Origin of the sequence: Enterobacter sp. DSM 30060, assembly GCF_013375955.1 — a bacterium.
Lineage (GTDB): Bacteria > Pseudomonadota > Gammaproteobacteria > Enterobacterales > Enterobacteriaceae > Enterobacter > Enterobacter intestinihominis.
This window is the reverse complement of sequence record NZ_CP056118.1, coordinates 1,967,225-1,992,241: the sequence shown is the minus strand read 5'-3', so window position 1 is coordinate 1,992,241 and position 25,017 is coordinate 1,967,225. Positions and strand designations below refer to the sequence as shown.

The 25,017-nt window shown below is 55.1% G+C and carries 24 protein-coding genes and 1 tRNA gene; 10 read left to right on the top strand and 15 right to left on the bottom strand.

Going from position 1 to position 25,017, the window contains the following annotated elements; all coding sequences use genetic code 11:
• Positions 1-15: 15 nt before the first annotated feature.
• The 5 genes from dppA to HWQ15_RS09475 all read right to left on the bottom strand — a co-directional run bounded on the left by dppA (position 16) and on the right by HWQ15_RS09475 (position 6,328).
• The gene (gene dppA, locus HWQ15_RS09495; protein ID WP_022646695.1) at positions 16-1,623 is read right to left on the bottom strand and encodes a dipeptide ABC transporter periplasmic-binding protein DppA; all 1,608 of its coding nucleotides are present in this window, start codon (positions 1,621-1,623) and stop codon (positions 16-18) included.
• 621 nt (positions 1,624-2,244) lie between these two features.
• Positions 2,245-2,321: transfer RNA gene (locus tag HWQ15_RS09490), tRNA-Pro, on the bottom strand.
• Positions 2,322-2,412: 91 nt separating this feature from the next.
• Positions 2,413-4,107: a kdo(2)-lipid A phosphoethanolamine 7''-transferase gene (gene eptB / locus HWQ15_RS09485; protein ID WP_022646694.1), complete on the bottom strand. Its 1,695-nt coding sequence runs from the start codon at positions 4,105-4,107 to the stop codon at positions 2,413-2,415.
• Between the two features lie 239 nt (positions 4,108-4,346).
• The gene (locus tag HWQ15_RS09480; protein WP_023299065.1) at positions 4,347-5,549 is read right to left on the bottom strand and encodes an MFS transporter; all 1,203 of its coding nucleotides are present in this window, start codon (positions 5,547-5,549) and stop codon (positions 4,347-4,349) included.
• 236 nt (positions 5,550-5,785) lie between these two features.
• Positions 5,786-6,328 (bottom strand): lipase, encoded by a 543-nt coding sequence (locus HWQ15_RS09475; RefSeq protein WP_023299064.1) that lies wholly within the window; start codon positions 6,326-6,328, stop codon positions 5,786-5,788.
• Between the two features lie 160 nt (positions 6,329-6,488).
• On the opposite strand from HWQ15_RS09475, the gene tag reads away from it, so the two are divergent.
• Positions 6,489-7,070 carry a DNA-3-methyladenine glycosylase I gene (gene tag, locus HWQ15_RS09470; protein WP_022646691.1) on the top strand — a complete coding sequence of 194 codons (582 nt, stop codon included), beginning with the start codon at positions 6,489-6,491 and terminating at the stop codon, positions 7,068-7,070.
• Complete coding sequence (locus HWQ15_RS09465; RefSeq protein WP_022646690.1) at positions 7,048-7,488, top strand: N-acetyltransferase; 441 nt, start codon at positions 7,048-7,050, stop codon at positions 7,486-7,488. The genes tag and HWQ15_RS09465 overlap by 23 nt, the downstream gene beginning before the upstream one ends.
• On the opposite strand, the gene HWQ15_RS09460 is transcribed toward HWQ15_RS09465, so the two are convergent.
• A complete protein-coding gene (locus tag HWQ15_RS09460) occupies positions 7,457-9,826 on the bottom strand; it encodes a molybdopterin guanine dinucleotide-containing S/N-oxide reductase (RefSeq protein WP_063148956.1) in 2,370 nt (789 codons plus the stop codon). The genes HWQ15_RS09465 and HWQ15_RS09460 overlap by 32 nt on opposite strands.
• 122 nt (positions 9,827-9,948) lie before the next feature.
• Between HWQ15_RS09460 and HWQ15_RS09455 the strand changes: the two genes are divergently transcribed.
• The 6 genes from HWQ15_RS09455 (at position 9,949) to ghrB (ending at position 15,979) form a co-directional block, all read left to right on the top strand.
• Positions 9,949-10,611 carry an OmpA family lipoprotein gene (locus tag HWQ15_RS09455; RefSeq protein ID WP_022646688.1) on the top strand — a complete coding sequence of 221 codons (663 nt, stop codon included), beginning with the start codon at positions 9,949-9,951 and terminating at the stop codon, positions 10,609-10,611.
• A 158-nt stretch (positions 10,612-10,769) separates the two neighbouring features.
• On the top strand, positions 10,770-11,786 hold the full coding sequence (locus HWQ15_RS09450; RefSeq protein WP_022646687.1) for a LacI family DNA-binding transcriptional regulator: 1,017 nt from the start codon (positions 10,770-10,772) through the stop codon (positions 11,784-11,786).
• Between the two features lie 102 nt (positions 11,787-11,888).
• Positions 11,889-12,638 carry a sugar phosphate isomerase/epimerase gene (locus HWQ15_RS09445; protein ID WP_063216108.1) on the top strand — a complete coding sequence of 250 codons (750 nt, stop codon included), beginning with the start codon at positions 11,889-11,891 and terminating at the stop codon, positions 12,636-12,638.
• Positions 12,639-12,641: 3 nt separating this feature from the next.
• Complete coding sequence (locus tag HWQ15_RS09440; RefSeq protein ID WP_022646685.1) at positions 12,642-13,580, top strand: sugar kinase; 939 nt, start codon at positions 12,642-12,644, stop codon at positions 13,578-13,580.
• 117 nt (positions 13,581-13,697) lie between these two features.
• Entirely contained in the window at positions 13,698-14,978 is a 1,281-nt protein-coding gene (locus tag HWQ15_RS09435; RefSeq protein WP_001089079.1) for an MFS transporter, read from the top strand.
• Positions 14,979-15,004: 26 nt separating this feature from the next.
• Positions 15,005-15,979 (top strand): glyoxylate/hydroxypyruvate reductase GhrB, encoded by a 975-nt coding sequence (gene ghrB / locus HWQ15_RS09430; protein WP_022646684.1) that lies wholly within the window; start codon positions 15,005-15,007, stop codon positions 15,977-15,979.
• A 58-nt stretch (positions 15,980-16,037) separates the two neighbouring features.
• Here ghrB and cspA read toward each other — a convergent pair whose 3' ends face one another.
• Together cspA and HWQ15_RS09420 are read right to left on the bottom strand one after the other, a co-directional pair.
• Positions 16,038-16,250, bottom strand: a complete 213-nt coding sequence (gene cspA, locus HWQ15_RS09425) for an RNA chaperone/antiterminator CspA (protein ID WP_003860775.1) — start codon at positions 16,248-16,250, stop codon at positions 16,038-16,040.
• Between the two features lie 243 nt (positions 16,251-16,493).
• Entirely contained in the window at positions 16,494-17,204 is a 711-nt protein-coding gene (locus HWQ15_RS09420; protein WP_023299059.1) for a DUF3053 domain-containing protein, read from the bottom strand.
• A 330-nt stretch (positions 17,205-17,534) separates the two neighbouring features.
• On the opposite strand from HWQ15_RS09420, the gene HWQ15_RS09415 reads away from it, so the two are divergent.
• A complete protein-coding gene (locus HWQ15_RS09415; RefSeq protein WP_003860776.1) occupies positions 17,535-17,822 on the top strand; it encodes an HTH-type transcriptional regulator in 288 nt (95 codons plus the stop codon).
• 38 nt (positions 17,823-17,860) lie between these two features.
• Here the strand turns inward: HWQ15_RS09415 and HWQ15_RS09410 are convergent, their stop codons facing one another.
• The 3 genes from HWQ15_RS09410 to ubiD form a co-directional block, all read right to left on the bottom strand.
• Positions 17,861-19,480 carry an ABC-F family ATP-binding cassette domain-containing protein gene (locus HWQ15_RS09410; RefSeq protein ID WP_063148957.1) on the bottom strand — a complete coding sequence of 540 codons (1,620 nt, stop codon included), beginning with the start codon at positions 19,478-19,480 and terminating at the stop codon, positions 17,861-17,863.
• 217 nt (positions 19,481-19,697) lie between these two features.
• Positions 19,698-20,399: an NAD(P)H-flavin reductase gene (gene fre / locus HWQ15_RS09405; protein ID WP_003860778.1), complete on the bottom strand. Its 702-nt coding sequence runs from the start codon at positions 20,397-20,399 to the stop codon at positions 19,698-19,700.
• Between the two features lie 39 nt (positions 20,400-20,438).
• Positions 20,439-21,932 carry a 4-hydroxy-3-polyprenylbenzoate decarboxylase gene (ubiD, locus tag HWQ15_RS09400; RefSeq protein WP_088581798.1) on the bottom strand — a complete coding sequence of 498 codons (1,494 nt, stop codon included), beginning with the start codon at positions 21,930-21,932 and terminating at the stop codon, positions 20,439-20,441.
• A 172-nt stretch (positions 21,933-22,104) separates the two neighbouring features.
• Here ubiD and rfaH point away from each other — a divergent pair, with 172 nt between their 5' ends.
• A complete protein-coding gene (gene rfaH / locus HWQ15_RS09395; protein ID WP_032626529.1) occupies positions 22,105-22,596 on the top strand; it encodes a transcription/translation regulatory transformer protein RfaH in 492 nt (163 codons plus the stop codon).
• Here the strand turns inward: rfaH and tatD are convergent.
• The 4 genes from tatD to tatA are packed head-to-tail and all read right to left on the bottom strand — an operon-like array spanning position 22,593 to position 24,990.
• Positions 22,593-23,375 (bottom strand): 3'-5' ssDNA/RNA exonuclease TatD, encoded by a 783-nt coding sequence (gene tatD / locus HWQ15_RS09390; RefSeq protein ID WP_063148958.1) that lies wholly within the window; start codon positions 23,373-23,375, stop codon positions 22,593-22,595. The two genes, rfaH and tatD, sit on opposite strands and share 4 nt — an antisense overlap.
• A 41-nt stretch (positions 23,376-23,416) precedes the next feature.
• Positions 23,417-24,187: a Sec-independent protein translocase subunit TatC gene (tatC, locus tag HWQ15_RS09385; protein ID WP_022646678.1), complete on the bottom strand. Its 771-nt coding sequence runs from the start codon at positions 24,185-24,187 to the stop codon at positions 23,417-23,419.
• A 2-nt stretch (positions 24,188-24,189) separates the two neighbouring features.
• Entirely contained in the window at positions 24,190-24,732 is a 543-nt protein-coding gene (gene tatB, locus HWQ15_RS09380) for a Sec-independent protein translocase protein TatB (RefSeq protein ID WP_022646677.1), read from the bottom strand.
• A gap of 3 nt (positions 24,733-24,735) precedes the next feature.
• On the bottom strand, positions 24,736-24,990 hold the full coding sequence (tatA, locus tag HWQ15_RS09375; protein WP_022646676.1) for a Sec-independent protein translocase subunit TatA: 255 nt from the start codon (positions 24,988-24,990) through the stop codon (positions 24,736-24,738).
• Positions 24,991-25,017 lie beyond the last annotated feature (27 nt).

Here is a 25,017-nt window from a genome sequence, read left to right as displayed (position 1 = left end):
AGAACACCCTACTTATTATTCAACAGACACGTTTTCGAAGTGGTGTTTGCCCAGTGGATCGACCACGTAGCCCTTCACTTCTTTACGCACTGGCTCGTACACGGTGGAGTGAGCAACAATCAGCGCCGGAGCCTGATCGTGCATGACAACCTGCGCTTGCTTGTACAGTTCGATACGTTTGTTGTGATCATCGGTCGCACGCGCCGGCTGGATCAGGTCTTCAAACGGCTTGTAGCACCAGCGAGAGTAGTTGGAACCGTCTTTCGCTGCCGCACAGCTGAACAGGGTCGCGAAGAAGTTGTCCGGATCCCCGTTGTCGCCGGTCCAGCCCATCATGACCGCCTGGTGTTCGCCCGCTTTGGCGCGTTTCAGGTACTCGCCCCACTCGTAGGTCACAATTTTGGCCTGTACGCCAATCTTCGCCCAGTCAGCCTGAACCATTTCCGCCATACGACGTGCGTTCGGGTTGTAAGGACGCTGTACCGGCATCGCCCACAGCTCAACGGTGAAACCTTTATCCTGGCCCGCTTCTTTCAGCAGCGCTTTCGCTTTCTCAGGATCGTAGGTGTAGTCCTTAATGTCGTCGTTATAGCCCCACATGGTTGGTGGGATCAGGTTCTTGGCCGCAACGCCAGCGCCCTGGTAAACGGCTTTGATGATCGCTTCTTTGTTCACCGCGTAGGTCAGCGCCTGACGCACTTTCACGTCATCGAACGGTTTCTTCTCGGTGTTGAAGGAGAGATAACCCACGTTCAGGCCCGCCTGCTCCATCAGGTTGATATTTTTATCCTGCTTCATGCGCGCGATGTCAGCCGGGTTTGGATACGGCATCACCTGACATTCGTTTTTCTGCAATTTTGCGTAACGCACGGATGCGTCAGGCGTGATGGAGAAGACCAGACGGTCGATCTGCGGCTTGGTGCCCCAGTAGCCCGGGAAGGCTTTATACAGAATACGGGAATCTTTCTGGTACTGAAGCAGCTGGAACGGGCCGGTACCGATTGGGTTCAGGTCCACTTTTTCCGGCGTGCCGGCTTTCAGCATGTTGTCCGCGTACTCTTTAGAGAGAATAGAGGCGAAGTCCATCGCCAGGTCAGCGAGGAATGGCGCTTCCGGACGCGTCAGCACGAACTGAACGGTTTTATCGTCCACTTTTTTCACTTCAGCAATCAGGTCTGGCAGACCCATCCCTTCGAAGTATTCATAGCTGCCGCCAGACACTTTATGGTACGGGTTCTGGGCATTTTTTTGACGGTCGAAGGAGAACACTACGTCGTCGGCGTTAAAGTCGCGCGTAGGTTTGAATTCTTTGCTGTCCTGCCACTTCACGCCCTGACGCAGGTGGAAGGTATAGGTTTTACCGTCTTCGCTGATATCCCACTTTTCAGCCAGGCCAGGAATCACTTCCGTGGTACCGGTTTTAAATTCAACCAGACGGTTATAGATCGGTACAGAGCTTGCGTCGTAAGTCGTACCAGAGGTAAAGAGCTGTGGGTTAAAGCCTTCCGGAGAGCCTTCAGAACAGTAAACCAGGGTTTTTGCCTGTACGCTTGCTGCGACGGTCATGGCCACCAGGCTCAGACCAAGCTTCAGCATCCCTGACTTCTTCAAGGAAATACTCATTATTGTGCTCCAATGTGATGTTTTGCTTTGTTGTGTTACGCCGCCTGACCTTTATTTATTTTTTACCCGGTCCGGTCGGTGATGCCCGAGGGCGTTAAAAGGGATAGAGAATCCTTTCAGAAGAGCGTTTGAGTTGCAGCGCAGATCCTCCCTGAAATGCCCCTCGTGCCCTACAATCTGTCAACAGAATGTGAAAACGTCAATACAGGTGGCGGGGATTTACGTGGAGTGTGAGAAACCGCAAACAAAGATTAAAAAAACTCTGAATGCCAGTTTTCAGCAGAGAAATTTATGCTACTCGCCATGTTGCAGCACAAACCCCTCCCTATTTCGCAACACCCAGTGATTAAGTTTTATTCAGAATGGGTAAATTTTCTTACAGAATGGTGATTATCTGAGCACTAAATACCGCGAACGTTAAAACGCACAGCGAAAAATGCTGAGGTTATCCATAAGCAACGCGAAAAAAGATCAAACTATATATAAAAAAATACAATGGATTATGTCACAAAACCGCAAGCAGGCGGGGGGAAGCAGGGCTAAGGGGTATTTTGAGGACTCGTGTGGGGTAACGCGTTAATGCAAAAAGGGCTAACCTTGCGGTTAGCCCTTTTTAGAATGTGGTCGGCGAGAGAGGATTCGAACCTCCGACCCACTGGTCCCAAACCAGTTGCGCTACCAAGCTGCGCTACTCGCCGAATGCGGAGCGCATCTTACTGCTGAGGTGCGCCCTCGTCAATCCCTTATTTTCAAAAAGCCATTCAACTGGCGATATTCTCGCCAGACCAGCTACTGCGCGGCTTTTGTGGTGTTATCAGGGAGTTTACACCAGTTGTTGTTTTCGTTAATCCCACCGTTCGGTGAGGTATAGCCGAGACAGCCCATAATAGTGTCGTACAGCTCAACGTGACGGCGCGGTACCTTAATCTCTGCCTGCTGTTTCAGGTGGGCAAACATTTTGGCTTTGTCCGGGTTTTCCAGATACTTGTCCGACATCCACATGATCATCGGCACGCGGAACTGCTCTGGTGGCGCCAGCTTACGCGGCGTACCGTGTAAATGCTCTTTCTCGTTGATGGACTCACCGTGGTCGGCCGCGTAGATCACAATCGCTTTCTTATCGCGAAGCTGGTCAATCACCCGGCTGAGGAAGGTATCCACATACAGAATCGAGTTATCATAGGCATTGATCAACTCCTGCTTGCTACAGTTCTTGTTAATGCCGACGCACTCAGGCGTCCATTTGGCGAAATCGCGCGTGTAACGCTGATAGTAGCTGTAGTGTGACCCTTTGGTATGCAGAACAATAAGGTGCTTACCCTGCGGATGGTTTTTCAGCGACTGTTCCATCTCAGAGAGCAGCAGCATGTCATCAACGTTCTTTCCGCGGTTACGCGGCTCGGCGCCAATCTGCTCGCGGTAGGCGATGTTATCCGCCATGGTGTTGGTGTAGAACCACATCTCACTTTGCATGGCGAACAGATCGGAGCTAAATCCAAGCTGCTTCAGAACAGCAAACACGTTTTGCTCTTTGAGAGTGCGCTGAGGGTTATCACTCGCACCGCCCTCGCGAACAAACATACAGCGCAACGAGAGCTTCGTGGCGGTATCGCAGGAGTAGCCGCGGTATGCCACCAGATTCTTTTCCTGCGCCAGTTTCGGGGTGGTATCGCGGTCATAACCGAGAATACCCATATGATCCCAGCGCGTCGTTTCGCCGATAACGAAGACCACGTAAGTATCATCCAGCCCGTCAGCCGGAGCCTGGTAGGTGAACTTTTTGGTCGGGTTAATCAGCGATTTCACATCGCTGGATTCGTCCGCCTGAGCCCAGGCATAAAGACCTAACGCCGACAGCCAGTTAGACGGCAGGTACGAGTTAGCCACCACGCCGCCGTAGCTTGGCATATCCACGCCTGTCGCTTTTTCGATCCGTTTTTGCTGCTTTTCCATCAGGCGAATAGGCGCCCATACCAGCAGACCCGCCAGAAGAACGACGGCGACGTTGCGGATGCGCTGTCCCCGGGTACGCAGCTGGCGTAACAGGGTGTAGCGACAGGTGTTACTCCAGATAAAGAAGAGCGGGATCAGGCAGGTCAGAATCGTCCACAGGATGAACCCTTGACCCACCACCTCTTTCGAGAGGTCGATGTCCGTGGTCATCACCGAGGCCACAATACCGTAGCCAATGACCACGTTCATGAATGTCATGTAATAGCTTGCGGCGGCGGAGATAATCACCACCAGCGAGGCCAGAATTTGCCATGTACGACGGCCAAAGAGAGAGAGCAGGCGTAACAGGAAGAAGGTCGCCAGAATTGAGCCAAACACTTCAATCGCGGCAAAAATTCCATTTCTTACAGTGAGGTGTTCGAAATAACCTTCCACTCGTCTGAACAGCACCGCGCCATTCAGAAACAAACCGATATAGACAGCCAGCATCAGACACAATCTTTGCTGGGTAAGAGACCTAATATATTTCATGCAAACAACCCTGGGGGAAGGGGTATAAAAACCCGCCGAATCTCAGTGAGAAAGCTGACAGAGTAAGTAGATGCGAGAGAAACCGTTATCAGAAACGTCTACAAGCGCGATAAGTAGACCACAGCAGGGAAGAAAAGTGGCAGCAGAGAATGTGAATCGATGAAGATTTTTACAAAATAGCAAGTCCGGAAGCGATTTAGAAATAAATAAAAGAGGCCCTGCGGCCTCTTTTCATCGCATCATACATGCGCTTCTTTATACAGTTCGCGCTGCGGCTGACGGATCGTGGTGGACAGCGCCAGCGAAATAATCAGCAAAGCGAATATCACGCAGAAGGTCACGTAGAAGCCGCCAAACAGCGAGGCAATCAGTGAACCGCAAATACTGCCGATACCGAAGCCGAGATAAATGACGCCGTAGTTTTTCGCCAGGTTGTTCAGGCCGAAGAACTCGCTCACCAGTGACGGGAAGACGGTAATAGTGCCGCCAAAGTTAAAGGCTACGCAGGCAATTGCTGCAAAGAATGTCGCCTCGTTCAGCGGAGCGAACAGCAGAGCTGCCATACCCACCAGGGAGATGACCTGCCCCAGCGTAATCACACGGATACGGGCGATTTTGTCAGACAGGATACCCAGTACCAGACGACCCGAGAGGTTAGCGATGGAGATGACCGTTACCGCGTTCGCCGCCGTCGCCGCGTCCAGTTTTACCATCCCCTGCGCGATATCTTTCGCCACACCGATGACATACAGACCGCTCATGCAGGCCGTCAGGAACATCACCGCCAGCATCCAGTACTGCGGCTTACGCATGGACTGAGCGAGGGTGAAATCGTTCTCCACCACGCCGTTAACGGTTTTCACTTCCTGCTGTGGCGCATCTTTCATCAGCGTGGCGCCGAAGAGGATCATTACCAGCACAATCACGCCCCAGATCATAAAGGTTTTCTCAAGCCCCACCGAGGCCAGCAGATGGGAGTCAATGAATTTGAACCCCAGGCTGCCCAGGCCATATGAACCAATGGCAAACGCGGAGATAAGCCCTTTACGCTCCGGGAACCACTTCACGCAGTTAGACAGCGTCAGCAGATAACCTGCGCCGTCCGCCAGACCCACCAGCACCCCGGCGCTTAACCACAGCATCATCAGGTTGTTTGAATGTGCCGTCAGGAAGAAGCCCACGCCCAGCAGGATCCCGGAGGCCATGGTTACGCGCTTCACGCCGAAGCGCTCCTGAAGTTTGCCCGCCACGGAAGAGGAAATCGCTAATCCAAGGCTCAGCAAGCCGAAGGAGAATGCCACCTGGCTTATCGGTGCGCCGAGCTTATCGGACAGGGCGCTGTTAAACAGGCTCCAGGTATAGACCGAGCCCAGTGCGAACTGGGTAACGATGGTGCCGAAAAGCGTCAGCCAACGCGTGCGGTTATAAGTTGATGTGTTCATGGCAGTGTCCTGCAAGAGAAATTAAGGAAGTTCGCTGAGGACACGATAAACAAAACCCCAAAACGCCAGGGGTAAAACGGCATGAAATGCAGGAGATACGGAATGAAATGCCTGGAAGCGGGAATGAATGACCTTGCCGGAAAAGAAAACGCTTAAAGGTGAGTGACCACTATCACCACAGCCCGCGCCGTTATTGTATTAAATATGTTACCGCAGCGTTTAAAAAAGTAACAATCCTAAAATTTGGCGCTTAAGCCCAGGGTGTACAAATATTCTTCCTCCGACTGCTGGTTGTAGCTGATCTTCGCCCAGGGATGTAAATCACCATACTGCGTATCAACGCGCCACCCCAACGAGTTCACGCTGGCATGCCAGAGGGGATCGGTAAGCGGCTGCGTGGTAGTTACCTCACCAAATGCATTCACCGTTGCAGGGGGAGCGCCATCAGTGCGCCACGCCATGACGGGGCCGGTGGTAAAATGTCCCGCCACGGGAAAATTCCAGCCAACGCTCAGAACGGTTTCCGCATCTGAACCGGATGGGTCGTTCAGGGCAAAGCCCGCAGCATTCTGCGAATGGTTGATACGCTCCGCGAGAATATCTTCATAACGAGGTTGGTGATCGGCGTCCCATGTATAACGTTCCGTCGTATTACTTTGTGCATCTGAAACGATATATTCCTGTTGCCACGCAAAAGCGGTGTTACATATAAGCAGGCAGGCTGAGACACCCACCAGGCCAGAAGCAGCATGGCGACCACTGATTTTTTTTAACATCATCAAAGCGACTCCAGAAAGAGCCGAGTTCGGCGATATATGTCATTGTTCGAAGAGGTATTAGGGCGTATAGCCCTGTATTAACTATTGCCTCTTTAGCAAACACGTCAAGCCGGGCAGATTGAAATTTTTGCGTTTACCGTATCAGGAAGGGAGATGACCTATGCAACGTTGCGGCTGGGTAAGCCAGGATCAGCTTTATATCGATTATCACGACAAGGAATGGGGCGTGCCGGAAACCGACGGTAAAAAACTGTTTGAAATGATTTGCCTTGAAGGCCAGCAGGCCGGGCTGTCGTGGATCACCGTTCTGAAAAAGCGTGAGAACTATCGCAAGGCCTTCCACCATTTCGATCCGGTTGCGGTGGCCGCCATGACCGACGAAGACGTGGAAAGGCTGGTTCTGGATACCGGTATCATCCGCCATCGCGGTAAAATTCAGGCCATTATTGGTAACGCGCGTGCTTATCTGGCGATGGAGCAAAACGGCGAACCCTTCTCAGCTTTTGTCTGGTCGTTTGTGGATAACGAGCCGAAGGTGACGCAGGCCGCCACGCTTGCAGAGATCCCAACGTCTACCCCCGCCTCAGATGCCCTGTCAAAAGCACTGAAAAAACGCGGCTTTAAGTTTGTGGGCACCACCATCTGTTACTCCTTTATGCAGGCCTGCGGGCTGGTCAATGACCACATTAAGGGCTGCTTCTGCCACCCGGAGGGCCACCATGATCCGCAAATGGCAAAGTGAGGATACCGCTCCGCTTTTGAGTCTGTGGCTGGAGAGCACCACCGAGGCGCATCCGTTTATCGACGCAAGTTACTGGCAAGCGAATGAAGCGGTAGTGCGGGATGATTACCTTCCCGCCGCCGAGACCTGGGTCTGGGAGGAAAACGGTACCCTGTGCGGTTTTATCAGCGTCATGCAGTTCCAGTTCGTGGGGGCGTTGTTTGTCGCCCCGGCGTTCATCGGAAGGGGGATCGGGCGTGCGCTGCTGAACTATGTTCAGCAGCACTACCCATATTTAACCCTGGAGGTGTATCAGAAAAACGTGCGGGCGGTGAATTTCTATCATGCTCAGGGTTTTCGCATCGAAGACAGCGCCTGGCAGGATGATACCCAACACCCGACGTGGATCATGAGCTGGCAGGCGGATCAAATGCCGTAAGGGGAAGCGCCGGCCCCTCATATTTCTCCACCCATGCCAGCGCCGTATTCCCCGCACAGCCGTTCCCCAGCTTCGAGCTGGGGAGATCTTTGGTCAGCACGTTTACGGCGCCGTTCTTACAAATACCGCCCTCGTCCAGCGCCAGATCCGGCCATGCTCCCTGATGAATGCAGAACACGCCTGGGCGGATCCCGTCACTCACCACGGCGCCAGCCAGCACCTGCCCGCGTGCGTTCCAGACGCGAACGAGATCGCCGTCGTTAATCCCCCGCGCCTTTGCATCGTCGCTATTCAGCGCGATCGGCTCACGACCCGCCACCGCATACTGCTCGCGCAGAACCGAATAGTTGAGCTGGCTGTGCAGACGATGGGCAGGATGGGCAGACAGCAGCTGAAGCTGCCCCGGCTGCGCATTGCCATGCCATTCGTCCGGCTCCAGCCACGCCGGGTGCGGCGGGCAGTCCGCGTAGCCAAAGCTGGCGATGCGCTCGCTGTGGATCACAATCTTCCCGCTTTCGGTTTTTAACGGGTGATTTTCCGGATCGCGACGGAAGTCAGCAAAGCGCACAAACCGCGCGTTCTGCTCGCTTTCCGGCATTTCGAAGAGTTGATTCGCCTCCCAGAACTCAGCAAATGGCGGCAGCGTCACGCCCTGCGCAGCCCCGCGCTGGCAGGCAATCTGGTAAAACGTTTCCAGCCATTGCAGATCCGTTTTGCCCTCGGTGAAACGCTCCCGTCCGCCCGCTTCCCATAATTCACTCAGGTCAGCAAAGACGTCATAATCATCCCGCGCTTCATCCCGGGGAGCCACGACGCGCTTCATCGGTACCATATGCTGGTTGCTGTAATCCCCCGTCATGGTGAGATCGTTACGCTCGAACGAGGTCGTGGCGGGCAAAACGATATCGGCATGTTTCGCTGACGCGGTCCAGAAGCACTCCGAGATCACCACCAGCTCCGGTTTCTGCCAGGCGCGGATCAGGCGGTTGGTATCCTGGTGATGGGTGAAGTTGGCCCCACCCGCCCACCAGACAAACTTAATATCCGGGAAATGGCGATCCTGACCGTTGTGCTGATAAAACCCGCCGGGGTTCTCCAGAGCTTCAACAATGCGTGCCACCGGAATTTTATCCACAGCGTCCACGCCACCCTGCACCGAGCCCTGCATGGACGCCAGCACCGCCGCTTTACGCGTCGGGTTGCCGCCGTTGGCAAAGTGATAGGAAAGGCCAAAACCGCCGCCGGGTGTGCCAATCTGCCCAAGCATCGCGGCGAGCGTCACCAGCATCCAGTGCTTCTGCTCGCCAAACTGCTGGCGCTGCATCCCCCATCCGGACATGAGCATCGTGACATGGCTATGGAATAACGCTGCCAGTTCGCGGATTTTAGCGGCATCAACGCCGCAAATCGCCGCAGCCCACTCTGCGGTTTTGGCGATACCATCGGTTTTGCCCGTCAGATAGTCGGCAAATTTATCGAACCCCGTTGTGCAGCGCGTCAGAAATTCCGTGTCGTGCCAGCCGTTCTCCACCAGGGTGTGGGCGATACCCAGCATCATCGCCACGTCGGTGCCCATATGCGGCGCGATCCACTCGGCGCTGTCGCCGAAGAAATCAAGCGTTTCAGAACGCATCGGATCGATACAGATGATGCGCTTGCCGCTTTTGCGCAGCGCATCGAAGTAGGAAACGCCCTGCTCGTCGGACGCATTCCAGGCAATTTTAAGGGTATTGAGCGGGTTGGCGCTCCACAGCACCACCACCTCTGTATGCTCCAGCACCAGCGGCCAGCTGGTCTGCTGCTGATAAACCTCATTCCCGCCCACGACATACGGCATGATCGCCTGCGCCGCGCCGGTCGAGTAATCACCCAGATGGCCGGTATATCCTCCGGCCAGGCTTATATAGCGTTGCAGCAGGGTTGCGGCCTTATGCAGCACGCCGTTTGAGCGCCAGCCATAGGAGCCGGCAAAAATGGACGTCGGGCCATAGCTGTCGCGGATGCGTTTATGCTGCGTATGGATCAGCGCCAGGGCATCGTCCCAGCTCACGCGCACGAACTCATCCTGCCCGCGAATACCTTGCGGTTTATCCGGTGACGCCAGAAAGCCTTTACGCACCATCGGCCAGCGTACGCGGGTTTTGCTATGTACCTGATCGCGAACGACGGTCTGTAAAGAGTTGAGATGGCGCGAAGGCAAAGCCCCGCGAGACGACAGCACGGTGTCGCCATCGGTTTCGACCAGCATCGGCCCCCAGTGGGCGGCGGTCAGAATGGTTTTTGTTGAGGTGCTCAAAGCGTGCGCTCCTGGTTGCGTGCAGGTATGACGGCCTTTCATTGAGGCAGTTTATCGTTTGTGACAAATTTCAGAGTTATACACTGAATTTTCTCCGTATTCGGACGTCATAATCCACTGCCACGTCCGTCGTGGCAAAGAATAAAAAGGATTAAGGAAATAAGATGAAAAAACGCGTACTCGTTATTGCCGCTCTGGTGAGCGGTGCTCTGGCTGTTTCAGGCTGCACAACCAACCCTTACACCGGCGAACGCGAAGCGGGTAAATCCGGCATTGGCGCGGGTATTGGTTCCCTGGTGGGCGCTGGCGTTGGCGCACTCTCCTCCTCCAAGAAAGATCGCGGTAAAGGTGCGCTGATTGGCGCAGCGGCAGGTGCAGCCCTGGGCGGCGGCGTGGGTTATTACATGGATGTGCAGGAAGCAAAACTCCGTGACAAAATGAAAGGTACAGGCGTGAGCGTGACGCGCAGCGGTGACAACATCATCCTGAACATGCCAAACAACGTGACCTTTGACAGCAGCAGCGCGACGCTGAAACCCGCAGGCGCGAACACCCTGACCGGCGTGGCTGCGGTGCTGAAAGAGTACAACAAAACTGCCGTGAACGTGATTGGCTACACCGACAGTACCGGCAGCCAGGATCTGAACATGCGTCTGTCGCAGCAGCGTGCCGATTCCGTGGCCAGCTCGCTGATCACCCAGGGCGTAGAAGCGAACCGCATCCGCACCAGCGGCATGGGTCCGGCTAACCCGATCGCCAGCAACAGCACGGCGGAAGGCAAAGCGCAGAACCGCCGCGTTGAGATTACGTTGAGCCCTGTGCAGTAGGTAAAAGCAAAACGGCAACCCCGTTGCCGTTTTTAGTGTTTGCGCCCTCTCCCGTGGGAGAGGGTTGGGGTGAGGGCATCAGGCCGCCACCCGGCAAATTGCTTGATTCGTCAGATTTTCCCGTTAAGGTATTCTCACTAAATTCAGGGAAATCAGCGATGAGCAAACCAACCCGGGCCACCATCAGCGACGTGGCGAAAGCCGCCAAAACCGGTAAAACCAGCATTTCACGCTACCTCAACGGCGAGAAACACCTGCTTTCCGATGCACTGCTGGCGCGAATTGAACAGGCCATTGCCGATCTCAACTACCGTCCCAGCCTGATGGCGCGCGGCCTCAAGCGGGGTCGTACCCGTCTGATTGGCCTCATCATCGCCGATATCACCAACCCTTACTCCGTTAACGTCCTCAGCGGCATTGAGGCGGCGTGCCGTGAGAAAGGCTTTACCCCGCTGGTCTGTAACACCAATAACGAAGTTGATCAGGAGTTGCACTACCTCGATCTGCTGCGCAGCTATCAGGTGGAAGGGATCGTGGTCAATGCCGTCGGGATGCGCGAAGAGGGACTAAATCGCCTGCAACAATCGTCGCTGCCGATGGTGCTTATTGACCGCAAAATCCCGGAATTTGCCTGCGATGTGGTCGGGCTGGATAACACCCAGGCGGCCACCACTGCCACCGAACATCTGATTGAACAGGGTTTCGAAGCCATTTTGTTCCTGAGCGAACCGCTGGGTATGGTTAACACCCGCCGCGACCGCCTGGCTGCATTTCGTGCCACGCTGGCGCGTTATCCCGGTGTGATCGCCGAAAATGCCGAAATCTCCCTCCATGAAGCCGATCAGCTGGATAATACCCTGCGCCAGTTCCATACCCGCCATCGGGGTATGCGCAAAGCGGTGATCTCCGCGAACGGGGCGCTGACGCTTCAGGTTGCCCGCTCGCTTAAACGCATTGGCCTGCACTGGGGCAGCGACATCGGCTTACTCGGCTTTGATGAACTGGAGTGGGCTGAACTTGCTGGCGTAGGCATTACCACCCTCAAACAACCCACCTGGCAGATCGGCTATGCCGCGGTTGAACAAGTGGTTCGCCGCATTGAAGGCACCCGCGACGCCGTACGCGAGCAGGTTTTTTCTGGCGAGCTGGTCGTTCGCGGCTCTACTGCCCGTTAATTTCCCCTTCGTGACAGCGATCATAAATTCAGCATCCCGATCTTTTCTTTGGAACCGGTTCCATCTAGCGTAATACTATCGATTACGCCCTGGAGTCAGGAAATGAGCAGGAAAATTATGGTGGTCACCGCCGCGTATGGCGCGGATCAGGTGCGACAAGCAGGCGGTCAACGGGCGATGCTTCCCGTTATTGCCGGCGCAGGGGCTGATGGCGTTGAAATCCGCCGCGAGCTCTTCAGCAGCGACGAGTTAATGGCCCTGCCTGCGCTCGGCGAGTCCATTGAACTGCTGGGGTTACTGGCGTGCTTCTCCGCCCCGGCCCCCCTGTTTATGCCCGATGGAACCCTCAACCCGGATCTTCCGCGCTACCTTAGCGAAGCCAGCACCCTGAACGCCCTGTGGCTTAAAGTCTCGCTGGGCCATTTCAGCGACAAACAACCGCTTGAAGCCCTGCGCGTACTGCTGGATGAAAGCGGCATGACGCTGGTGGTGGAAAACGACCAGACCGACTGCGGTCAGCTCGCTCCGATGCAGCGCTTCAAAGCCGCCTGCCGGGTAATGGCGCTGCCGGTCACGCTGACGTTCGATATGGGCAACTGGCTGTGGGTTGGCGACTCCCCGGAAGAGGCTGCACGTCAGTTGGCTCCCGCCGTGAGCTACATTCATGTGAAGGCCGCGGTCCCGCATAAGGCGCAATTCCGCGCCGTCGCGCCGGATCAGACCGATTCTCGCTGGCGGGATCTGCTTAATCAACTGCCTGCCGATGCGCCACGCGGTATCGAATTTCCGCTGGAAGGGACGGATCTCACCGCCGTCACCCGCCATTACGTCAACCTGCTGCGCGAGGAGTAAACCATGCACAAGACGCTGGATGTCATCACCATCGGCGAGGCCATGGCGATGTTTGTCGCCACCGAAACAGGCGAGCTGAACGCAGTGGAGCACTTTATCAAACGCGTTGCAGGTGCTGAGCTGAATGTTGCTACCGGCCTTGCGCGGCTGGGGCTGAATGTTGGCTGGGTAAGCCGCGTGGGAAATGACAGCTTTGGCCATTTCGTACTCGACTCGCTGAAAAAAGAGGGCATTGATGCCGCAGGCGTGACTCTCGACGGACGCTTCCCGACGGGCTTTCAGCTGAAATCTAAAGTTGAAAATGGAACCGATCCCATCGTGGAGTATTTCCGTAAAGGCTCAGCGGCAAGCCATCTCTCCGTGGATGATTATCACGCCGCGTATTTCTCCTCTGCGCGCCACCTGCACCTGAGCGGCGTGGCGGCGGCGCTCTCGGCCAGTTCGTACGATTTACTCGATCATGCCGCTTCGGCAATGAAAGCGCAGGGCAAAACGATCTCCTTTGATCCAAACCTGCGTCCGGTGCTGTGGAAAAGCGAAGCGGAGATGGTTGAGAAACTCAACCGACTGGCGTTTCAGGCGGACTGGGTACTGCCGGGGGTAAAAGAGGGAATGATCCTCACTGGCGAGAGCACGCCGGAAGGCATTGCTGATTTTTACCTCAACAAAGGAGTAAAAGCCGTGGTGCTGAAAACCGGTGCTGACGGTGCATGGTTCAAAACTGCCGACGGCGAGCAAGGCGCCGTCGCTGCGGTAAAAGTCGATAACGTGGTCGATACCGTGGGTGCGGGCGATGGGTTTGCCGTCGGGGTCATCAGCGCCCTGCTGGAGGGCAAACCGCTGTCGCAGGCCGTGGCGCGAGGCAACAAAATTGGTTCGCTGGCGATTCAGGTGCAGGGCGACAGCGAAGGATTACCAACACGAGCAGAGCTCGGAGTCTGAATTCCCTCTCCCTGTGGGAGAGGGCCAGGGTGAGGGCAGCAATCCGCACCAGATAATTAAGCCACCGTGTACCCTACAGACAACGGCGGCAACAACCTCAACAACAGAGGCAAGCCTATGAACAGTTCGACCAATGCAGTAAAACGCTGGTGGTACATCATGCCAATCGTGTTTATCACGTACAGCCTGGCGTACCTGGATCGTGCCAACTTCAGTTTTGCATCCGCCGCCGGGATCAACGAAGACCTCGGGATCACCAAAGGGGTCTCCTCCCTGCTGGGCGCCCTCTTCTTCCTGGGTTATTTCTTCTTCCAGATCCCCGGCGCGATTTACGCTGAACGCCGCAGCGTGCGAAAGCTCATTTTCATCTGCCTGATCTTATGGGGTGCATGTGCATCGCTTACTGGCGTGGTGAATAACATTCCTGCTCTGGCGGCTATTCGCTTTATTCTCGGCGTGGTTGAGGCGGCCGTCATGCCAGCAATGCTGATTTACATCAGCAACTGGTTCACAAAATCTGAGCGTTCACGTGCCAATACGTTCCTGATACTCGGTAACCCGGTCACCGTGTTGTGGATGTCGGTGGTTTCCGGCTATCTGATCCAGTCCTTCGGCTGGCGTGAGATGTTCATCATCGAAGGGGTTCCCGCGATTATCTGGGCCTTCTGCTGGTGGGTGCTGGTGAAAGATAAGCCAGCCCAGGCAAAATGGCTTTCTGAAGACGAAAAAGCCGCACTCCAGGCGCAGCTGGATAAAGAGCAGCAGGGGCTGAAAGCGGTGCGTAACTACGGCGAAGCCTTCCGCTCCCGGAACGTTATTCTACTGTGCGCACAGTATTTTACCTGGAGTATTGGCGTGTACGGCTTTGTTCTGTGGCTGCCGTCGATTATCCGCAGCGGCGGTGAAAACCTTGGCATGGTGGAAGTGGGCTGGCTGTCATCAGTGCCTTACCTGGCTGCAACCATCGCGATGATTATCGTCTCCTGGGCATCGGACAAGCTGCAAAACCGTAAGCTGTTCGTCTGGCCACTCCTGCTGATCGCTGCTTTTGCCTTCATTGGTTCCTGGGCCGTAGGCGCGAACCACTTCTGGGCCTCGTATACGCTGCTGGTGATTGCGGGTGCGGCCATGTATGCCCCGTATGGTCCGTTCTTTGCCATCATCCCGGAAATGCTGCCGCGTAACGTCGCAGGGGGCGCGATGGCGCTGATCAACAGTATGGGTGCGCTGGGTTCGTTCTTTGGCTCGTGGTTTGTGGGCTATCTGAACGGCGCCACCGGCAGCCCTTCAGCTTCTTACATCTTTATGGGGGTGGCGCTTTTTGCCTCGGTATGGCTTACTCTGATCGTTAAGCCTGCTAATAATCAACAGCTACCCGTCGGCGCACGCCACGCCTGAATCCTTTTAAATCAACGGAGATTAGCATGAAGCCGTCCGTCATTTTGTACAAAGCACTGCCTGAAGATCTGCAAAAACGCCTGGAGGAACACTTTACCGTTACCCGGGTAAAGAACCTCAGCCCGCAAACCGTGGCACAGCACGCCGACGCGTTTGCCTGCGCCGAGGGCCTGCTGGGTTCAAGCGAAAAGGTGGATGCAGCGCTGCTGGAGAAAATGCCGAAGCTTCGTGCAACCTCAACCGTTTCTGTGGGCTACGACAATTTCGACGTGGATGCGCTTAACGCGCGCAACATCCTGCTGATGCACACGCCACATGCTCTGACGGAAACCGTCGCCGACACGCTGATGGCGCTGGTGCTCAGCACTGCTCGTCGCGTGGTGGAGGTGGCTGAGCGCGTGAAAGCGGGCGAATGGACGAAAAGCATTGGCCCGGACTGGTTCGGCGTGGACGTACATGGCAAAACGCTGGGGATTGTTGGGATGGGCCGTATCGGTCTGGCGCTGGCACAGCGCGCCCATTTCGGCTTCAACATGCCCATTCTGTATAATGCACGCCGTCATCACGCTGAAGCTGAAGAACGTTTCAACGCCCGTTACTGCGAGCTTGATACGTTGTTGCAGGAAGCCGACTTTGTCTGCCTGATCCTGCCGCTGACGGATGAAACGCGTCATCTCATCGGCAGGGCGGCGTTTGAAAAGATGAAGAAATCGGCCATTTTCATCAACGCAGGTCGCGGCCCGGTGGTCGATGAGAAGGCGCTGATTGAGGCACTGCAAAACGGTGAGATCCACGCCGCCGGTCTGGACGTGTTTGAACAGGAGCCACTGCCGGTGGATTCTCCGCTACTGAACATGCCAAACGTCGTCGCCCTGCCCCACATCGGCTCTGCAACTCACGAAACACGCTACAACATGGCGGCGACCGCCGTGGATAACCTGATTGCCGCGCTCGGCGGTAAAGTGGATAAGAACTGCGTTAACCCGCAGATACAACAGTAGAAACGAAAAAACCCGCCAGAAGGCGGGTTTTTGAATTTTGTGCTACTGGGTTGGAAGCTTACAGGCTTACAACGTTACCAGCTGCTGGGCCTTTAGCGCCGCTTTCGATGGTGAAGGAAACTTTCTGACCTTCATCCAGAGATTTGTAGCCATCGTTCTGGATAGCAGAGAAGTGTACGAACACGTCTTTAGAGCCATCGTCAGGAGTAATGAAGCCGAAACCTTTATCAGCGTTGAACCATTTTACCAGACCAGTCATTTTAGCAGACATAGAAATTACCTTATTAACAAATATATTGTGCCTTCCGGCTTGATGGATTGCGTTACAGATTTTTAAGCGATGAAGGAAGGGTCACTACGAAGGGTATCTATGGATAACAATCTGGACTGCTTTACTAAACTGCTTTAGGTCTGTGTAACAAACCGACGAAGATAGTTATACCGATATGGTAGAAGAATGACAAGCGTTATTTTCATCATGCATAAAAAAACCCCGCCGAAGCGGGGGTTTTTCTTATTCCGTTGCAGCGACCGCTGCGCTCCAGGCCTGGCTAAAGGCCTGATGCTGGGACGCCAGCGGCCCTATCAGCGTATTGTACTGACTCGCCTGCTGGGAGGTCGGGAACTGGATACCGTTAGAGACGAAGCTCACCTGCGTACCCTGCTCATTAATAAAGTCACCCACCTGAACCAGCTGCTGAGTAAAGACTTGCGCCGCCGGGATCAGTGGTTGCAAGGCGTTTGACGGCTTGGTCACGACTTTCTCATACACCTGGTCATAAACCGGCTTGAGATCCTCGTCCTGCTTCAACGCGGAGCGCGACGCATCAGCCTGCATTTTGGCATTTTGCAACTGCTGGCTCAGCACCCCAAGGGCGCCGTTGGACTGGCGCAGCGGTTCGCGCTGGGTCATATAATCCTGTGGAACGCGAATGGCATTGACGCTATCCACGACCGGGCGAATGCCCGAATCCATCGCCTGGCTTACCTGCTGTGAATAGCCATACAGAATGGCGTAATCCGACACGAATGGACCAAACTGTTTTTTCTGATCCGCAGTCAGCGTTGGTAAACGCTCGCCGCTACGCATCACTGTATTCTGTAAAAAATCGATAAACGCTTTGCGCTGATCGCCTTCTTTATCGAAACACCCACTCAGGCTAACAACCATCAACAACGCCGCAATAGGCGCAAACCAGCGAGAGCAGGACTTTCCTGTCGCCATTTTATTACTCCTTTCACCCAAAAAGCGCACACCGGCACACGCGTGCCCAACGCTGACAAGGATAGTCCAGGTCAGCCTTGCAAGATAGAGTTTTCATGCAAAACGGGTATTGCCGTTTTTGTACTGACTATTTACAAAAAAATACCTGTGCATCCCTACATATGATTAATCAGGTAATTAGCATAACTATCCATATAGCTGAAACGGGTAAAGCGATCGTTATCGCACAATTAATCACAACCGTGACGATCCTGTGTTTGGTTTAGGGACTATTCTTAACATGCTCTCTGATGTTCATGATCCCGATGTGTGATTTATGAGGAGTTCTCAATGGAATTAAAAGATCCTGAGTTTGAGCTGCTGAGCAGCCTGGAACAGATTATTTTTAAAGATGTACCGCCGACGGTTACCCTGAATCAAAAGTCCAATCCTTTTAGTGAATTTGAGCGTTTACGCAAAGGGTCGGGCCTGAAAACAGATGAATTCGCAAGAGCGATGGGTGTCAGCGTAGCGATGGTGCTGGAGTGGGAGTCAAAGCGTGAAAAACCTACCCCAGCCGAGCTAAAGCTGATGCGCCTGATACAGGCAAACCCTGACCTTCGCAAGCAGTTAGCCTGATAAAGTTTGTTTGCCCCCGCCCTTGCGGGGGCTTGTGTTTAGAAGCTTTCACATCGCCATCCCGACTCTTCCCACACCAGCTCATGCGTCAGCTTTAATCCTGCTAAAAACGCTTCATCGTGCGACACCACCAGCAGCGCGCCGGGATAATCGGCCAGGGCCGCTTCAATGGCCTGAACGGAAGCCAGATCAAGATGGTTGGTAGGCTCATCCAGAAGCAACAGCTGCGTTGCCGCTTCACGCCACAATACGCAGGCCAGTGCGGCCTTCAGGCGCTCGCCGCCGCTTAGATCGGCCAGTGGAAGTGTCACTTTCTCTGCGCCCAGCTGAAGCGGCGCTAAACGGGTACGCAGCGCCCCCTCTTCGAGCGGCGTATTGCCCAGGCTAAGGTGTGTCATCACCGACTGCGACAGATCCAGCCGGGAAAGATGCTGATCGAGATAAGCACATCTGACGGAGACCTTACAGGTTCCCGTAACAGGGGCGGTTTCGCCCAACATCACTTTCAACAGCGTGGATTTCCCACAGCCGTTCGGCCCGCGTAGCGCCACGCGCATCGGGCCATCCATTCGCCAGTTTATCGGGGAGACAGGCACGTGCGGAAGCACCAGTTCTTCCAGCACCAGCACCTGTTTTCCTTCCGGGATTTCACTGCCCGGCAGGGTAAACATCACCGCGTTATCCCCTTCAACCCGCTCGCGTGCCTGGTTAACCGCAGCGTTCAGGGCATGATTTTGATCGCTATGCTGTTTTTTCCAGGAACCAATCCGCTCTTTCGCCGCCCCTTTGTATTTGACCCGTTCAAACGAGGCGATGTTAAGGCTGTCGACCGTGCGAAGCGTTTTGGCCGAACGACGCTGGCTGTCGTCATGCTCTTTATGCATACGGGCGCGGGTACGCTTGCGTTCGGTGGCAGCATGCTCCAGCGCGGCGCGGGCAGCCAGCTGTTCAGCATCACGCTGGGTTCGATAGTCAGCATAATTCCCACCGTAGCTGCGCAAGCCCAACGCGCTCAGTTCAAGGATTCGCGGTACCTGGGCCAGCAACTCACGGTCGTGAGAGGCCACCAGCACCCCGCCATGATACCGGGAAAGCTGCTCGTAGAACCACTTGCGGCCTTGCCTGTCGAGGTGGTTGGTCGGTTCGTCCAGCAGCAGGTAGTCAGCATCCGCGGTGAATGCGCTGCACAGCAAGGCACGAATGCGCTCGCCGCCGCTCAACTCTGCCGCGAGTTTACTCGGGTCAAAAGGGGGAAGTTTTGCAGCGATAAAAGCCTGGCTCAGCCGTTCAGCCAGATCCCAGTAACCGTCGAGCGTGTCGAGATCGTCGGGTTCATAATGACCGCTGTCGATGCGCGTGCGCGCCGCAAAGATCGCGTCGTAACCAAGCAATCCGGCAAGCGTGGTATCCGCAGAAATATCCTGCTGCTGCGCCACATAGACGTGTGAACCAAAGCGCTCAACGTGACCGCTGGCGGGTTCATCAACCCCTGCCAGCAGACGCAGAAGGCGTGTTTTACCGCTGCCGTTGCGGCCAACCAGCGCACACACTGACGCATCCAGAGAAAGATTCAGTGGACCAAAAAGGATATCGCCCGTCGCAAACTGACAGGTGACCTGATGCAAAATAAAAGAGGGGGATTGCGCAAAATGAGCCATAAGCACTCCTGAATGAAATCAAAACATCCCCTGCCGACGCGATGCGTTGAGCAAGGATCGAAATTCATCAGTCGTGTTTGTTCATTTTTGGGGGGCGCTCCTGAGGGCGAAATTTAACGGGAACAAGAATAACGGCAATGCGCCGCCCATTTCAAGGTTAAATTTTCACCAGCGCTATTGCCCGAGCGTAAAAAACCCGCCGAAGCGGGTCTCACAATCAGATAAACGCAAACGCATCGCCAAACAGACGATCTTCCCGCGCGTCACGCTCATTGCAGAACAGGTCGCGGGCAATTTTCGCCATTTCAAAGCGACCGGCAATGTAGATATCGTGCCCGGCCAGCGTTCCGTGATCCTGCAATACCGCAGTCAGCACCGTACCGCTGCGCCCGCGCCAGCCCTCTTCCGGCTGCTCGACAACCGGCTCGATGCGCAGGTTTGGATGATTGACGCTCAGCGCTTCCAGCTCAGACAGATCGTAAAGGTGCTTCTCTTCACGGCCGCCCCAGTAGATGGTGATATCGCGATTTGGATTACGCGCCAGCGCCGTCAACAGAATAGAGCGGACATAGGAGAAGCCTGTACCACCGGCAATCAGGATCAGCGGACGGTCTTCGTCTTCACGCAGCCAGGCCTCGCCATGAGGAATATCGACCACGATTTCACGCTCTTTCAGGATGCGATCCATCACGGCCATCGCGTACAGGTTAAGCTCAGACGCACCAATATGCAGCTCAATAAATTCCTTCTCTGCTGGCGTTGAGGCCATAGAGAAAGGACGCTTATCACGCTCGTCCATCACGACCATCAGGTACTGACCGGCACGGAATGAGAATGCCGCTTCAGGAACCAAACGGACGCGATATACGGTGTCGGTAATAGCATCTACCGACGTCACTTTACAGCTTAAGGTTGTCATTCGCTCTCTCTGTCGGGAAGTCTATAGGGCTAAACGGTCTTATTCTGCCTTACCGTTATTCATTATGGCCAGCTCGTCCCAGATCGCGTCAATTCGCGCGGTCACGGCAGGATCTTTTTCGATCGGGCGACCCCATTCACGGTCGGTTTCGCCAGGCCATTTGTTCGTGGCATCCAGTCCCATTTTTGAACCAAGGCCGGAAACCGGCGAGGCAAAGTCCAGATAATCAATCGGCGTGTTTTCCACTAACACCGTATCACGCGCCGGATCCATACGCGTGGTGATGGCCCAGATGACGTCATTCCAGTCGCGGGCATTGACGTCATCATCGCAGACAATCACAAACTTGGTATACATAAACTGGCGCAGGAAAGACCATACGCCCATCATCACGCGCTTAGCGTGACCGGCATACTGCTTCTTCATCGTCACCACCGCCAGGCGATACGAACACCCTTCCGGCGGCAGATAAAAATCAACAATTTCCGGGAACTGCTTTTGCAGGATCGGCACGAACACTTCGTTCAGCGCCACGCCAAGTACCGCCGGTTCATCCGGTGGACGGCCGGTGTAGGTAGAGTGATAGATGGCATCTTCACGCTGGGTAATGTGCGTGACGGTGAATACCGGGAAGTTATCCACTTCGTTGTAATAGCCGGTGTGGTCGCCGTACGGTCCTTCGGGTGCCAGCTCGCCCTGTTCAATGTAACCTTCCAGCACGATCTCTGCGCTGGCTGGCACTTCCAGGTCATTGGAGATGCACTTCACCACTTCGGTTTTGGTGCCGCGCAACAGCCCTGCAAAGGCATATTCAGACAGCGTATCAGGAACAGGCGTCACCGCGCCCAGAATGGTTGCCGGATCGGCACCCAGCGCGACGGAAACCGGGAAGCGTTCGCCCGGATGGGCCGCGCACCACTCCTGGAAATCCAGCGCGCCACCGCGGTGGGACAACCAGCGCATGATGAGCTTGTTCTTGCCAATCAGCTGCTGGCGATAAATGCCGAGGTTTTGACGCTCTTTATGCGGCCCACGCGTCACGGTGAGGCCCCAGGTAATCAGCGGTGCGGCATCTTCAGGCCAGCACTGCATGATGGGAATTTTGGTCAGATCAACTGCATCGCCTTCCAGCACTTTTTGCTGGCATGGCGCGCCGCGCAGGCGTTTGGTGGGCATATTCAACACCTGCTTAAACTGCGGCAGCTTGTCGAACAGGTCGCGGAACCCTTTTGGCGGCTCCGGCTCTTTCAGAAAGGCCAGCAGTTTGCCCACTTCACGCAGCGCCGTGACATCTTCCTGCCCCATGCCCATCGCCACGCGGCGAGGTGTGCCAAACAGGTTGCACAGTACCGGCATAGCGTAGCCTTTTGGGTTTTCAAACAGCAACGCCGGGCCGCCCGCGCGCAGGGTGCGGTCAGCGATTTCTGTCATTTCCAGATACGGATCAACAGGAAGCGTAATGCGTTTGAGTTCGCCCTGCTTTTCCAGCAGCGCCAGGAAGTCGCGTAGATCGTGGTATTTCATGCAGTTAATCATGGCCTCTCTGTAAGCGCTTCATTATACGGCGTAAGACCGCGTGATGCTGTAATTTTGTTAAATTAGCGTGAACTTCCACGACTTACTCTCTTTTTCGCCATTATAATCACCTTAGCGATCCCGCCAGGGTTTTGGTATGCTTGCGCCCCGAACAATGGGAAGAGTGATTATGCAGGCCTGGTATTTACTGTATTGCAAACGCGGGCAACTTCAGCGCGCACAGGAACATCTTGAACGTCAGTCTGTTAACTGCCTGACGCCCGTGATCACGCTTGAAAAAATGCAGCGTGGAAAACGCACGACCGTCAGTGAGCCTCTGTTCCCGAACTATCTGTTCGTTGAGTTCGACCCCGAAGTGATCCACACCACGACGATCAGCGCCACGCGCGGCGTCAGCCATTTTGTGCGTTTTGGCGCCCATCCGGCAAGAGTACCGTCATCGGTTATTCATCAGCTCTCTGTCTACCAGCAGCCTGAAGATATTACCGATCCGGAAACCCCTTATGCCGGGGACAGCGTGGTGATCACCGAAGGCGCTTTTGAAGGGTTACAGGCCATCTTCGCTGAACCAGACGGTGAAGCGCGTTCTATGCTGCTGCTCAACCTGCTGAACAAAGAGGTGTTGCAGAGCGTTAAAAACACCGATTTCCGCAAAGTTTAGAACTGCACGCCGAACAGACGACGCACGTTGTCATCGGTTTGGGCTGCCAGCCACTGCGCATCTTCCCCGCGCCAGTACGCCACTCGCTCAGCAATGTGTCCCAGATAAGCCGGTTCGTTACGTCGTGATGCCGGTTTGGGCTGCATATCCCGGGGCAACAGATACGGCGCATCCGTTTCCAGCAACAAACGATCGGCCGGGATTACGGATAACAGCTCGCGCAGCTCCAGCCCACGACGCTCATCGCACACCCAGCCCGTGATACCCAAGTAAAGCCCGCGGTTCAGGCAATCCAGCGCTTCCTGACGGGAGCCCGTAAAGCAGTGCAACACCGCGCCTGGCAGTTTCTCCAGCCAGGGGTCCAGTAGCGCCAGAAAACGTTCATGCGCATCGCGACAGTGCATAAACACCGGCATCCCCAGCTCTGCAGCCAGCGCGAGCTGGGCGGTAAATGCCATCTCCTGCTCTTCAGGCGTCGAGAAGTTACGGTTGAAATCAAGCCCGCATTCGCCAATGGCAACCACTTCTGGCGTAGCCGCCAGACGATGAAGCGCCTCAGCGCTTTCATGCGCCCACTGGCTGCTGTCATGAGGGTGCACGCCTGCGGTGGACCAGCAGTGTTGATAGCGTTGCGCCAGCTGCCGTGCCTGCTCACTCTCATGCAGATTTGTTCCCGTCAGTAACAGCCCGCTCACGCCGGCGGCAAACGCGCGCGCCACCACTTCATCGCGGTCTTTCGCAAACTGGGCGCTGGTCAGGTTAAGCCCGATATCAAACATACGTATCCCCATATGACAACCGCCCTGACGGGCGGTTGGTTTTATTCTTTAGTGGTCTCTTCAGACGGCTCGTCTTCTTCGTCCCGGGTACGCCCCTTTCCGACGTAGAAACGAGCGAAGAATACGCCGACTTCAAACAGGCAGTACATGGGTATCGCCAATAAGGTTTGCGAGAAGACGTCCGGTGGCGTTAACAGCATACCAACGACAAATGCCCCCACCAGGATGTACGGGCGCTTCTTACGCAGATCGTCAGGCGTGGTCACCCCCACCCAGCAGAGCAGGACTATCGCGACGGGCACCTCGAAGGCGACACCAAACGCCATAAACAGCGCCATAACGAAGCTGAGGTAGCTGGCGATGTCCGTCGACACCTGTACCCCTTCCGGCGCGGTATGCGTCAGGAAGCCGAAGGCCAGCGGGAAGACAACGAAGTAGGCGAACGCCATACCGATATAAAACAGCAGCGAACTGGACACCAGCAGCGGAATAACCAGCTTGCGTTCATGCCTGTACAGCGCGGGTGCCACAAATGCCCAGACCTGATACAAAATGACCGGCGCAGAGGCAATCAACGACACCCAGAAGGTCAGCTTGATCGGGGTAAAGAACGGCGAGGCAACGTCCGTTGCAATCATCGTTGCGCCCAGCGGCATCTGCTTAATCAGCGGTGCGGAAACCACCTGATAGATATCGTTGGCAAAATAGACCAGACATAAAAAAATGAGGAAAACCGCAATAATGCAGTTTAACAGACGCTTACGCAGCTCAATGAGGTGCGTAATCAGCGGTTGAGTATCATCTACTGCCATGTTTACGCTTTATCACTCGACGAGGGGGATGATTCGGAAACGGGCGCGGCGGGTTTTACCTCAGCCGTTTTGACCACGGGCTCTTCCGGCGGCACCTGCTTTTTCACTTCGGGCTCCTGCGGCGATTGCTCTGGCGAAGCAGCCTGATGTTCCGCGCTGGAAGGCGTCACACCCTCGCGCTGCTCTTCGCTGCCCTTCACCACCGGATTATGGATGGTGTTTGCTTCATCACTCGCCTTCTCAGGATCGTTAACGCTGTATGAGCGCTTCATGGATTCAGCCGCTTCGCGCAACTCATCCATGGATGCTTTCAGCTCCGGCGTCAGGTTGTCCATGCTCGCCTTTTCAACCTTTTTCAGGCTGTCCTGAAATTCCTGAAGCTTCAGTTCCTGCGCCAGCTCGTTCTGCACGGTCGTTGCCAGCGAACGGAGCGCACGCACCCAGCCCACGACAGTTTTTACCGCAACGGGTAAACGCTGCGGCCCCAGCACAATCAAACCAATCACAAAGACCAGCAGTAACTCACCAAAACCAATGTCGAACACGAATTACACCTGCTCTTTATCGTGACGTTTGGCCTCTTCCTTTTTGGCTTCGTCCTGCTTATCGGCGATAGATTTAGCGGTAAAATCAGCGTCCTGACCGCTTTTTTCCTGCTTATTCTCATCATCGCTCATGGCTTTCTTGAAGCCTTTGATTGACGCGCCCAGGTCGGAACCAATTGATCCGAGTTTTTTCGTGCCGAACAGCAGCACAACGATGACGGCAATGATCACTAACTGCCAGATACTGATACCACCCATGCGTGTTCCCCAGTGATAGATGATTAA

Excerpts from the sequence above, each read along its gene's own strand:
- eptB (WP_022646694.1), bottom strand. The coding sequence starts at position 4,107 with ATGAAATATATTAGGTCTCTTACCCAGCAAAGATTGTGTCTGATGCTG.
- HWQ15_RS09475 (WP_023299064.1), bottom strand. The coding sequence starts at position 6,328 with ATGATGTTAAAAAAAATCAGTGGTCGCCATGCTGCTTCTGGCCTGGTG.
- HWQ15_RS09410 (WP_063148957.1), bottom strand. The coding sequence starts at position 19,480 with ATGGCTCATTTTGCGCAATCCCCCTCTTTTATTTTGCATCAGGTCACC.
- HWQ15_RS09420 (WP_023299059.1), bottom strand. The coding sequence starts at position 17,204 with ATGGCGACAGGAAAGTCCTGCTCTCGCTGGTTTGCGCCTATTGCGGCG.
- HWQ15_RS09465 (WP_022646690.1), top strand. The coding sequence starts at position 7,048 with ATGATCCGCAAATGGCAAAGTGAGGATACCGCTCCGCTTTTGAGTCTG.
- HWQ15_RS09450 (WP_022646687.1), top strand. The coding sequence starts at position 10,770 with ATGAGCAAACCAACCCGGGCCACCATCAGCGACGTGGCGAAAGCCGCC.
- tag (WP_022646691.1), top strand. The coding sequence starts at position 6,489 with ATGCAACGTTGCGGCTGGGTAAGCCAGGATCAGCTTTATATCGATTAT.
- tatA (WP_022646676.1), bottom strand. The coding sequence starts at position 24,990 with ATGGGTGGTATCAGTATCTGGCAGTTAGTGATCATTGCCGTCATCGTT.
- cspA (WP_003860775.1), bottom strand. The coding sequence starts at position 16,250 with ATGTCTGCTAAAATGACTGGTCTGGTAAAATGGTTCAACGCTGATAAA.
- HWQ15_RS09460 (WP_063148956.1), bottom strand. The coding sequence starts at position 9,826 with ATGAAAGGCCGTCATACCTGCACGCAACCAGGAGCGCACGCTTTGAGC.
- rfaH (WP_032626529.1), top strand. The coding sequence starts at position 22,105 with ATGCAGGCCTGGTATTTACTGTATTGCAAACGCGGGCAACTTCAGCGC.
- fre (WP_003860778.1), bottom strand. The coding sequence starts at position 20,399 with ATGACAACCTTAAGCTGTAAAGTGACGTCGGTAGATGCTATTACCGAC.
- HWQ15_RS09415 (WP_003860776.1), top strand. The coding sequence starts at position 17,535 with ATGGAATTAAAAGATCCTGAGTTTGAGCTGCTGAGCAGCCTGGAACAG.
- HWQ15_RS09435 (WP_001089079.1), top strand. The coding sequence starts at position 13,698 with ATGAACAGTTCGACCAATGCAGTAAAACGCTGGTGGTACATCATGCCA.
- ghrB (WP_022646684.1), top strand. The coding sequence starts at position 15,005 with ATGAAGCCGTCCGTCATTTTGTACAAAGCACTGCCTGAAGATCTGCAA.
- HWQ15_RS09480 (WP_023299065.1), bottom strand. The coding sequence starts at position 5,549 with ATGAACACATCAACTTATAACCGCACGCGTTGGCTGACGCTTTTCGGC.
- dppA (WP_022646695.1), bottom strand. The coding sequence starts at position 1,623 with ATGAGTATTTCCTTGAAGAAGTCAGGGATGCTGAAGCTTGGTCTGAGC.
- tatD (WP_063148958.1), bottom strand. The coding sequence starts at position 23,375 with ATGTTTGATATCGGGCTTAACCTGACCAGCGCCCAGTTTGCGAAAGAC.
- HWQ15_RS09440 (WP_022646685.1), top strand. The coding sequence starts at position 12,642 with ATGCACAAGACGCTGGATGTCATCACCATCGGCGAGGCCATGGCGATG.
- HWQ15_RS09445 (WP_063216108.1), top strand. The coding sequence starts at position 11,889 with ATGAGCAGGAAAATTATGGTGGTCACCGCCGCGTATGGCGCGGATCAG.
- tatC (WP_022646678.1), bottom strand. The coding sequence starts at position 24,187 with ATGGCAGTAGATGATACTCAACCGCTGATTACGCACCTCATTGAGCTG.
- HWQ15_RS09455 (WP_022646688.1), top strand. The coding sequence starts at position 9,949 with ATGAAAAAACGCGTACTCGTTATTGCCGCTCTGGTGAGCGGTGCTCTG.